Source organism: Winogradskyella sp. ECml5-4 (genome assembly GCF_036903175.1).
In the GTDB taxonomy this organism is placed as follows: Bacteria; Bacteroidota; Bacteroidia; order Flavobacteriales; family Flavobacteriaceae; genus Winogradskyella; species Winogradskyella damuponensis.
Map to the genome: position 1 here is coordinate 199,920 of NZ_JAYJLF010000002.1, position 11,758 is coordinate 211,677.

The following is an 11,758-nucleotide window of genomic DNA, read 5'->3' on the forward strand; positions in this document are numbered from 1 at the left end:
CTCGTTAACTATTCCAGTAGTTGCGAGACATTTTTTTTAAATATATTGATATGCTGAAAGTGTTAAAAACTCTTCAAATTCTTCTTGAGTCACTAAACGTTTAAAAAGTGCAATAGCTTCTGAAAACTTGGTACTTTTAATATGGTCCTCGCCTACTTCTGTGATTAATTTTTCAACTTCATCATCAAACAAAGTGTCAAACAATTCTTTATTAAAAGTTCTTCCATCTTCTAAGAACACTTCGTTTTTCAACCATTGCCAAACTTGAGTTCTAGATATTTCTGCTGTTGCAGCATCTTCCATTAAATTATAAAGCGCCACGGCACCATAACCTCTTAACCAAGCTTCGAGATATAGAATACCGACATTAATGTTTTTTCTAATACCAGTTTCCGTAATCGTACCTTGTGGTAGTTCTACTAAATCCGCCTCAGTAACCACAACATCTTCGCGTTTATTAAAAATTTGATTTGGTGTTGGCATATATCTATCAAATTCTTTCATAGCAACTTCTACTAATGCAGGGTGTGCCACCCAAGTACCATCGTGTCCATTTTTTGCTTCACGTTCTTTATCTATTCTTACTTTTTCGAGCGCAGCTTTATTGGCTTCTGGATTATTTTTAATTGGAATTTGAGCCGCCATACCTCCCATAGCATGAATACCTCGCTTATGACAACGTTGAATCACTAAGTTAGAATAAGCTGCCATAAACGGTGTTGCCATTGTAACCTGATCACGGTTTGGCACTATAAATCCATCGTGATTTCTGAATTTCTTAATGTATGAAAAGATATAATCCCATCGTCCGCAGTTTAAACCTACAATGTGTTCTTTCAACTCAAAAATAAATTCATCTAATTGAAAACTTGCTGTTATCGTTTCTACAAGTAAAGTAGCTTTAAATGTTCCGTTTGGAACATCTAAATAATCTTGAGCGAACTCAAAAACAGCATTCCACCAACGGGCTTCCAAATAGTGTTCTAATTTTGGTAAATAGAAATATGGAGCAGAATTATTAGCCATCAATACTTTGGTATTGTGAAATACATACAATCCAAAATCAAATAAACTCCCAGACATTTCTTGGCCATTAACTAATAGATGGCGTTCGTTTAAATGTAATCCTCTAGGTCTTACTATTAGCACCGCCGTTTTATCATTAAGCTTATAGTGTTTTCCTCGCGCTTCGTCAATTAACTCAATAGTTCGATTGTTAGCATCTTTTAAATTTTGCTGTCCCTCTAAAGTATTTTTCCAACTTGGAGCATTGCTATCTTCAAAATCTGCCATAAAGGTTTTTGCACCGGAATTTAATGCATTAATAACCATTTTTCGATCCACAGGTCCTGTTATCTCTACTCTACGATCTAATAAATCTTTCGGAATGTCTGACGCTAACCAATCGCCTTCTCTAATCGCTTTTGTTTCTACAGGAAAAGAAGGAAACCCACCTTTATCAAACAGAGTTTGCTCTTTTTCTCTCCGCTTTAACAATTCTAAACGCGGTGTGTTAAATTTTTCTTGTAATGCTGAAAGAAAACTCAAAGCTTCTTCAGTTAAAAGTTCTGGATAGAAATGAGTTACCTCTGGTACAAATTTCATTGTTTGTTGTGTTGTTATTTCCATACTGATATATTTTGATGAAACAATGTTACAATCTATTTTTCTAAAAAACAAGCGAACGTTCGCTAAATATTTTTATTCGCTAAAAAATTATATTCGCAAATAGTAGTATATTTGTCACTATGGAACAAGAGTACATTAAATTAATTTTTGGCTTAAAACTGAAGCAAATCCGTACAGACAAAGAGCTATCGCTATTTGGATTATCTAAATTATCGGGACTTTCAAAATCGTATTTAAACGAGATTGAAAAAGGAAAAAAATATCCTAAGCCAGATAAAATTGCCGCTTTATCAGAACATTTAGATGTACCATATGATGAAATGGTATCTTTAAAGCTTGATAAAAACTTAGCTCCTATTGGTGAGATTTTACAATCTAAATTACTAAAAGAAATTCCCTTAGAGCTATTCGGAATTCAAGAAAGTACTATGATTGATATTATTTCTAATGCACCTTCAAAGGTTACAGCATTTATAAGTACTATCATTGAAATTGCTAAAAATTACAGCTTTAGTAAAGAAAGTTTCTATTTAGCTTCTGTTAGGTCTTTTCAGGAAGCCAACAATAACTATTTTGACCATTTAGAGCAGGCCGTTATTTCATTCTCAAAAACCTATCAAGTTGATTTAACACAACCTCTCAATTCTAAAGAACTCGAAGAAATTTTAATCGAAGAATACGGTTATACAATTAACAAATCTGAATTAGAGTCGCATACAGCACTAGACAATTTACGTTCTATATTTATTCCTAAAACCAAAACATTATTATTAGCTAAACACATAGATGATGCTCAAAAAACATTTATTTACGCTAAAGAAATCGCCTATAACTATTTAAAAATTAGCGAGCGACTTTATACGTTTTCTTGGATTAAATTTGAAAATTTTGACCAGGTGCTTAATAATTTCTACGCCTCATATTTTGCTGGTGCTTTAATTATTCCAAGAACACGATTAGTTGCCGATTTAAAATTATTATTTTCTAAAAAATCCTTTAAGAACAGAGATTTTGAGCGCATTTTAAACAACTACAATGCCTCTCCAGAATCAATATACCAAAGATTAACCAATATTTTACCTAAAGATTTTAACCTTAAAAGCTTGTTCTTTTTAAGATTTTCTTACAAAAAAAATAGCGATAATTACATATTAAATAAAGAGCTACACCTCTCTAAACAGCAATCTCCTCATGCCAATGAGACCAACGAACATTATTGCAGACGATGGGTTTCTCTAAAAGTATTAAAAGACATAAGCAAAACCAATAACACTCACGAATTTGACATCCAAATTTCTAATTATCCGAATGAAGGAAAAAGTTATTTAGTCCTATCTTCTGCTACAGCAGACCCTTTTATTTCAGACAGCTACAGAAGTGTTACAATTGGCATTCAAATTAACAATCAGTACAAAAAAAGAATTGCTTTTTCCAAAAGCAAATCTATACCTTCAGCAGAAGTTGGTGTTACTTGCGAACGTTGTACTATAAGTAACTGTGAAGTAAGACAAGTAGAACCAATAGTTGTTTTATCAAAACTGAAAGATGAGAAAATTGCACATGTTGTAAATGAATTACAAGAAAAGTTTAGCACATTATAGAAGCTTATTAAACAAAAAAGCACAAACTGCATGATTAATTGCAATTTGTGCTTTTCCCCACAAGTCAAAGACTCGTTAACTATTTTATCTCTTTAAGTGCATTATCAATTAATGTACGTAAATGCTGCTTATGAGCTTTACTAGATACATTACCACTTGGTGCAGCCATAGTTCTAATTTGCTTTAAGTTGTATAATGCCATTGACTTAGCATTATTTGTAAAACGACTACTTTGCTTACCTGTAAGCATATCTATAAGCCTATTAGTATAAGATATTTGTAAATTTTGTCTAAACGAATTTACGTTACCGTAAATATCTGCTTTAAAAATAGCACTATTTAGATCTGACATATATTTAGACAAGGTGTACTTATTACCATACAATTCACTATCTGTAATTCTCTGCAAGGTATTAGGATGTAAAATATGACTTAATACATTCTGTTGGTATGTTAATACTTGCTGGTGAATTTTTGGATCTTCTGGTCCTCTAAAAAAATTATAACCTCGACGCTGCATTGCTAAATAACTATACAAATCATTTGGCGCACTAAAGGCATCTGGTGCAAACGCATATTTAGATAAAGCTGTCATTGCTCTTTTTTGATCTTCTAAACTAACTGGTGTATAAGGTTGCGCAGCTCCTTTTTGTCCCACCATTGCTCTATCGACATATACACCACCAATAAACCTAGAAATTACATTTGCCGCTACTCCACGTTGACCACTTAATAAATAATAAGCACGTCTTAATTCTTGATAAGACTCACCCGTTTTAGAAAATTTAGTTTTAACATGATTCATCATACTATCCACCAACTTAATTCTATCTATAGAATACCCAATTTGATCGTTAGACAAATCTCCAATCATTACTCTAGGATCGATTGCTTTTCCTGGTGCGCGCATATCATCAGCATCATTACCAAATATTAATTCTGGCTCTGTAGATCTATTAAGTAAAGCTATTTTTTCTGCTTCAGACTGAAAAGGTGTGTATCCAAATTGAATTGCCCAAACATCATAAGGACCAACAGATGTATCGTAATATTGACCTTGTTTAGCTCTATTATTTGTAAGATTAATACCTGCATAATCCATCACAGAACCTGTTAAACATTTACCTTCAATAAATTCCTTATCAGCTAATTCTTCTGGTGAAAACAACTGACTGGCTTTCATGTTGTGGTTAAGCCCTAAGGTATGCCCAACCTCATGCATAATTAAAGCTAACATAGCTTCCTTTTTCATACGAGCCATTTCTAAATCTGAACCTCCTGAAGCTTCAACTACAGCTTGTCCAAACATGGTGTTTTCGTGCATTACATGACCAAAAGAACATAATACTTTATTCTTTTTTAAATAATCTGATGCATTAAATTCTGCGTCAGCTTTTGCCAAATCAAATAACTGATCATAAAATACTCTATTTGTAAAATGCACATATTCTAACATAATATCTGCACCAATTATTTCTCCAGTTTTTGGGTTTACAAAACTTGGTCCATAACCTCCAAATGGTGGATTTGGTGAAGATGTCCAACGCAATACATTATAATTAATATCTCCAGCATCCCAATCTGCATCATCTGGCTGTAATTTCACAACCATAGCATTTTTAAATCCCGCTTTTTCAAACGCTTTATTCCATTCTAAAACACCTTGTTTAATTGTCTCTCTCCACTCTATAGGTGTAGAGTTTTCCATCCACCAAGTAATTGGTTTTACCGGTTCTGAAATCGCAGCATTTGGATCTTTTTTAACTAAATTCCATCGGTGTACCAAATCTTTATATGGAGCAGAGTTAGTCGCTGTTTGGTCATTAACCTCAGTGGTAAAATAACCAACTCTAGGATCATCAAAACGAGGAGTATAATCATTATCTGGCATAGCAATTAAACTATGAAATACCTTAATGCTTACATTTCTACCATCAGTAACCGCTTGAGATCCTCCATTTAATACTGAAGGGTTTGAATAAACATATTCTACTTCAAGATTTGTATTATCATCATAGTTTTTAATACTATTAATTTTTGTTTTTGTCTTATCAAGATTACCAAGTGTAAAAGCCATAGGACTTGAACCTGGGAAACGAGGCGGCTTTATTTGAGCAAAAGTTTCTCTTAAAAACAAACCATCTGCTTTTATTAAGTATAACCCTTCTTTTTTATCATAGGCTTCTATCTTTACAGTTGCCATAATGCCTTCACTTGTGTTAGCATCTTTAGATTTAGAAATAGCATTTTCTGGATCGAAATAGAAGGACGTATTTTGAGATACAAATTCAATTTTATCATAAAACTTTTTTACTTTAAAAACTTTTGAACCTCCATAAGCTCCTCTAAACCTTCCTGCATCAACAACACCATTGGAAACTTGATTAAAATGAATATAATCTTTATCCAGATGTTCGTCACTAATTACCATTTGCAAAGCACCCGTAATAGTATCCCTATACATTGTAAAAAGGCCTTCTATTTTTTTACTTGACTTAGTAAGGTCTTTTATTGACTTTTCTTTTGATTTAGGCTTTGCAGCAGGAACTTCGGTTTTACTTTTTTTGTTTTTCTTTTTACGCTGGGCTTCTAGATTTTGAGGTGCCATAAAAGCAAACACAACAAATGCTAGAGACAAGAGTCTTAAAACATTTCGTTTTTTGATATTCATAATGATTAATTATTTATTAGTATAAATTTGATGACACACAAGATAAGGAATATCTTTCTAATAGTTTTAAAAACCTCAGAACTCTAATTTACAGAGGATTTACTTCGTTTTTATAGCTAATAAAACAAAAAATACATGCTTTAACTACACAAAGATTAGAGCGTAAACTAAAATATAAGTTCCAGATTATGTTAGCTCAGAAAAAAAGGAGTGTTGTTTTGAAAATGCTAATGCATCAAAACTAGAAACAACAACATTTGCTAAAGTATAGTCTTGACCAGAAGAGTGTTTACTTTTAAAGCCTGCACAAAAAATACCTGCAGCATAAGCCGCTTTTATGCCATTTGTTGAATCTTCAATAACCATACATTCTGACTTATCAAAACCTGTATGCGCTGCTGCTTTTATAAAAATTTCGGGATGTGGTTTTGATTTTTCTAAATCGGCTCCACTGAATTTCCCTATAAAAAACGGATTCAAATTAAAACGATTAAAAATACGTTCTATATTTGGCATAGAAGCAGACGATGCAACAACTAGCTTTACACCATTGGCATGATAATCTTTTATACATTCTAAAACCCCTTCTATTAAGGTTAAATCTGAATCATTTTCGAATAAATACTTAAAATGTTTTCGTTTGATATTTACTAAATGTTCTGGCTGTTTATCTAAATTAAAATGATCGACTAAACGGTTACATATATTAATGGTAGATTGTCCTGTAAAAGACTCGTAAAGCGTATCATCGACTTCAACATTTACATCTTTAAACATTTGATAGTAAGCTTTGCGATGTAAAGGCTCTGTGTCTACAATAACACCATCCATATCAAATAAAACAGCTTTAAGCATAGGTTTTCTTGTTTTCCGCTAAATTAGAAAAGTATTTTTTAAAACCAACTCTTAAACCCCAATAAGCAACACCATTTTTTTAAATAAAACCGACAAAACCCAAAGCTTTATAATGAACTAAAATTACTGTTTGATTATTTCAATTTAAAAAATGCTTAGTTTTACAATCTTATAGTATTTCAATTATGGCGAAAAAAGGAAAAGAAAAAAACACCAATAACAAAGCCAAGCACAGCAAACTTATTGCTCAAAAAAAGAACAAAATCAAATCTAAATCAGAGGAACGAAAAGCGCGTTTAAAAGCGATAGTTGCACTTGCAAAAACAACTAAGAGTACCGAGTGATCTTTTTTATATTCTAAAAAAAAAAAAAAACTTCAACACGCTAAATAGCTTTAGCTCAACCATTCCACATATTAGATTTGATTTTGAAATTTAACTATACTTATTTCACATTATCAATAATATGTTGAACAACCTCAGGATTTAAAAGTGTACTTGTATCTCCCAACTGATCAATTTCATTTGCTGCAATTTTTCTTAAAATTCTACGCATAATTTTACCAGACCTTGTTTTAGGTAAGCCTTCTGTAAACTGAACTTTATCGAGTTTAGCAATTGGTCCAATTCGATCTGTAATCAGTTGATTAATTTCCATTCTTAAGTTATCATGGTTTCTGCTTTCTCCAACATCTTTCAACGTAACATAACCATATAAAGCATTACCTTTAATATCATGTGGGAATCCTACAATTGCAGATTCGGAAACTGCTGGGTGCTCATTAATGGCATCTTCTATTGGAGCAGTTCCTAAATTATGTCCAGAAACGATAATTACATCATCTACACGACCAGTAATTCTGTAATAACCAACCTCATCTCTTAGCGCACCATCACCTGTAAAATATTTATTATCGTAGGCAGAAAAATACGTATCCTTATAGCGTTGATGATTTCCCCATATCGTTCTTGCCATTGCAGGCCATGGAAATTTAATACACAAACGACCTTCGACTTGGTTGCCTTTTATTTCTTCACCATTTTCGTCCATTAACGCTGGTTGAATACCTATAAATGGTAAGGTTGCATAAGTTGGTTTTGTTGGTGTAGAAAACGGAATTGGTGTAATCATAATACCTCCTGTTTCAGTTTGCCACCATGTATCTACAATTGGACTTTTCTTTTTTCCAACATTTTCATCATACCAGTGCCAAGCCTCTTCATTTATAGGCTCTCCAACAGAACCTAATACTTTTAATGACGATAAATCGTATTTTTCTACAAATTCAGCCCCTTGTTTTGCTAAGGCTCTAATTGCCGTTGGAGCGGTATAAAACTGTGTTATCTTATGCTTTTCAACAATATCCCAAAAGCGTCCGTAATCTGGGTAACTTGGCACTCCTTCAAACATTACAGAAGTGGCTCCATTTGCTAATGGTCCATAAACAATATAGCTATGTCCTGTAATCCAACCAATATCTGCAGTACACCAATACACATCGTTATCTCTATATTGGAACACATTTTTAAAGGTGTAAGCTGTATAAACCATATAACCACCAATAGTATGAACCATACCTTTTGGTTTTCCTGTTGAACCAGATGTATATAGAATAAATAAAGGGTCTTCAGCATCCATGACTTCTGCCGCACAATCAGCATAAGCTTCTTCTAAAAGTGGTTCCAACCAAAAATCACGACCTTCTTCCATATTAATTTCTGAATGAATACGTTTAGCAACTAAAACAGACTCTATACCTGGAGTATCCTTTAATGCTTCATCTACAATACCTTTTAAGTCAATAGTTTTAGAACCACGATAAGATCCATCTGAAGTTATAACCATTTTAGCATTACAATCATTAATTCGTGACGAAACAGCTGTAGATGAGAAACCTGCAAAAATAACAGAATGTATAGCACCTATTCTTGCACAGGCTAAAACTGAAATTGCTAATTCCGGAATCATTGGTAAATAAATACAAACAACATCTCCTTTTTTAATTCCTTTATCTTTTAATACGTTGGCAAACTTACAAACCCGCTCATGTAATTGCCTATATGTAATATGCTCTGCTTCTTCTTCTGGATTATTAGGTTCAAATAAAAGCGCTGTTTTATCTCCTTTGGTATGTAAATGTCTATCTAAACAGTTTTCTGTAATGTTAAGTTTTGCATCTTCAAACCACTTAAATTCAGCTTTACTAAAATCATAGCTTAAAACGTTAGACCATTTCTTTTTCCATATAAAATGCTCTTCAGCTATTTCTTCCCAAAATTGTTCTGGATTTCTTACTGATTTTCTATAAACCTGAAAATATTCTTCAAATTGTTTGATGTGATAATTACTCATGTTTTATTAATTTAATAGTATTGATTAGATTTCAAACACCTAATAGACTAGCATGAAAATCTAATTTTTATTAGTTTATGTTATTTATTATGAATTCCAATATTATGTTTTTGATATACTGATTTTATCTCTTCTACTATAGCAACATCATCAATTGTTGATGGTATATTGAATTGTTGTTCATCTGCAATATTTCGCAATAATTTCCGAAGCGTCTTACCACTTCTTGTTTTTGGCAAACGCTCTACAACAAGCACATCTCTAAAGGATGCCACAGCACCTATTTCGCGCCTTACGTCTTGTATAATTTCTTTTTGAACTAAATCTTCAACATAAGCCTTATCAGACTTTAAAACGACCAAACCTAAAGGTTTTTGCCCCTTAATTTCACAATGTACACCAAACACAGCACATTCTGCAACCGATTGGTGAGAAGCTACTATTTCTTCCATTTCTGCTGTTGATAGACGATGACCAGCTACATTAATAATATCATCTACACGACCTGTGATAAATACGTAACCGTCTTCATCTATATAACCACCATCTCCTGAAAAATAATACCCAGGAAAACGATGTAAATAACCAAACTTGAAACGCTCTGGATTTCCCCAAAGATTACTTAAAGTACCTGGAGGTAATGGCAATTTCACTGCTACATAACCTTCGACAGTAGGTTCAACTTCCTCTCCATCTTCGTTTAAAATTTTAATATCATAACCACAAACAGGTAGGCCTGCCGATCCTGGTTTTATAGGCTGCAAACCTACGCCTACCATATTCGCTAACATTGGCCAGCCACTTTCGGTTTGCCACCAATGATCTATTACAGGAATATTTAATTGTTTTTCTGCCCAAGTTAACGTCGATACATCACATCGCTCACCTGCCAAAAATTGGTATTTTAAGCATGATAAGTCATATTGTCTAAGCATATCTCCCTCAGGATCTTCTTTTTTAATGGCTCTAATTGCTGTTGGTGCTGTAAACATAGCTTTTACATTATGTTCACTAATAACACGCCAAAACGTTGAAGCGTCAGGTGTTTTTATGGGCTTCCCCTCAAAAATGATACTTGTATTTCGATTTAATAAAGGTCCATAAACAATAAAACTGTGACCAACAACCCAACCGACATCACTAGCAGCCCAAAACGTTTCTCCTTCATCTACTCCATAAATATATTTCATTGAAAATTTTAACGCCGTAGCATAACCTCCCGTATCTCTAATAATTCCTTTTGGTGTACCTGTTGTTCCTGAAGTATACAATACATAAGAAGGGTGTATGGACGCTACTGAAACAGCTTCAACAGATGGCGAATCTTCTACTAAAGTTTTATAATCTACATCATAAGCTTTCTTAGGTATTTCGACACCCAATTGTCTATCAAAAACAATAACATGTTCTGGCTTATTTTTAGATTTGTCTATAGCTTCGTCTACAAATGGCTTATAAGGAATAATACGTTTAATTTCTACTCCATTTGATGCTGTAATAATTGCTTTAGGTTTACAATCATCAATACGAATAGCTAACTCATGCGGTGCAAAACCACCAAATACCACAGAGTGAATAACACCAAGTCTTGCACAAGCTAACATTGCATAAGCAGCTTGCGGAATCATAGGCATATAAATAATACAAGTATCTCCTTTTTTAAGGCCTAAATTCTGTAAGCCTCCTGCTAACTTAGAAACTTCGTGGTGCAACTGATTAAAGGTAATGTGCTGTTTTGTATTGGTAACTGGAGAATCATAAATTAGTGCGTTTTGCTCTCCAAAACCATCGTTGATATGCTTATCAATACACAAATAACTTAAATTAAGTTCGCCATCTTCAAACCATTGATTATAGTCGTATTCATCTTTAGACAAAATCGTCTGAGGAGATGTAAACCAATCAATTTCATTGGCTTGATTCTTCCAAAATTGTTCCGGATTATTAATGCTTTCGTTGTAAAAATTTTGGTATTTCATGACTTTACTTTTTTAGAATTAAGCAAGCCAAACCAATTAGGATTAAGCACCTTCAGCTTGATAAGGGCCCAAATAATAACCACAAAGCAAATGCCCACAACTATAGAAAGCACAGGAGTTACATTCGTAATATTTTCGTATTTAAACCTAATAAAAAGCGTAGCTACAACATAGATACTTATAATTATATCTGACGCCAGTGGATTAATGTGAAATTTCATGTCTTTAAATTTTAATTAAACTTAGTTTGTTTGCACACAGAACTAATTTAAAAAAGACCTAAAAGACTGTTTCTTAAGTCACAAGTTCCAATATTTCTGAAACTATTTTTTTTACTGAAAAAGGTTTGGTTAAATATTTATCTGCTCCAAGTTTTAAACCCTTTTCAATATCTGAAGCTTTATTTTTTGCTGTTAAAAACACCACTTTAATGTGCTTTAAACTTTCAGATTCTTTTATATACGATAATGTCTGATAACCATCTACATTAGGCATCATAATATCTAACAAAATGACATCAGGAATATGATGTTTTAATATTTCTAAAGCCTCACTTCCGTCTCTTGCAATAAACACTTCAAATCCTTGTTTTTTAAAAGTGTATTCTAACGACATGACAATATTTGGCTCATCGTCTACAATTAAAATTTTCTTCGTCATACTTTAGGGTT

Annotated in this window: 8 protein-coding genes; 2 read left to right on the plus strand and 6 right to left on the minus strand. The window is 32.9% G+C overall.

What is annotated here, in order from left to right:
* Nucleotides 1–36: 36 nt before the first annotated feature.
* Nucleotides 37–1,629 carry a malate synthase A gene (gene aceB, locus VDP25_RS02475; protein WP_334466438.1) on the minus strand — a complete coding sequence of 531 codons (1,593 nt, stop codon included), beginning with the start codon at nt 1,627–1,629 and terminating at the stop codon, nt 37–39.
* 119 nt (nt 1,630–1,748) lie between these two features.
* On the opposite strand from aceB, the gene VDP25_RS02480 reads away from it, so the two are divergent.
* Complete coding sequence (locus tag VDP25_RS02480) at nt 1,749–3,230, plus strand: helix-turn-helix domain-containing protein (RefSeq protein WP_334466441.1); 1,482 nt, start codon at nt 1,749–1,751, stop codon at nt 3,228–3,230.
* Nucleotides 3,231–3,309: 79 nt separating this feature from the next.
* On the opposite strand, the gene VDP25_RS02485 is transcribed toward VDP25_RS02480, so the two are convergent.
* Together VDP25_RS02485 and VDP25_RS02490 are read right to left on the minus strand one after the other, a co-directional pair.
* On the minus strand, nt 3,310–5,901 hold the full coding sequence (locus VDP25_RS02485; RefSeq protein ID WP_334466444.1) for a zinc-dependent metalloprotease: 2,592 nt from the start codon (nt 5,899–5,901) through the stop codon (nt 3,310–3,312).
* Nucleotides 5,902–6,087: 186 nt separating this feature from the next.
* Entirely contained in the window at nt 6,088–6,756 is a 669-nt protein-coding gene (locus VDP25_RS02490; RefSeq protein ID WP_334466447.1) for an HAD family hydrolase, read from the minus strand.
* Between the two features lie 185 nt (nt 6,757–6,941).
* On the opposite strand from VDP25_RS02490, the gene VDP25_RS02495 reads away from it, so the two are divergent.
* A complete protein-coding gene (locus VDP25_RS02495; protein ID WP_215925914.1) occupies nt 6,942–7,100 on the plus strand; it encodes a hypothetical protein in 159 nt (52 codons plus the stop codon).
* Between the two features lie 100 nt (nt 7,101–7,200).
* Here the strand turns inward: VDP25_RS02495 and acs are convergent, their stop codons facing one another.
* The 3 genes from acs to VDP25_RS02510 all read right to left on the minus strand — a co-directional run bounded on the left by acs (nt 7,201) and on the right by VDP25_RS02510 (nt 11,747).
* Entirely contained in the window at nt 7,201–9,108 is a 1,908-nt protein-coding gene (acs, locus tag VDP25_RS02500; RefSeq protein ID WP_334466451.1) for an acetate--CoA ligase, read from the minus strand.
* Between the two features lie 80 nt (nt 9,109–9,188).
* Nucleotides 9,189–11,087 (minus strand): acetate--CoA ligase, encoded by a 1,899-nt coding sequence (locus VDP25_RS02505; protein ID WP_334466453.1) that lies wholly within the window; start codon nt 11,085–11,087, stop codon nt 9,189–9,191.
* Between the two features lie 294 nt (nt 11,088–11,381).
* Entirely contained in the window at nt 11,382–11,747 is a 366-nt protein-coding gene (locus tag VDP25_RS02510; protein WP_215925920.1) for a response regulator transcription factor, read from the minus strand.
* Between the last annotated feature and the right edge of the window lie 11 nt (nt 11,748–11,758).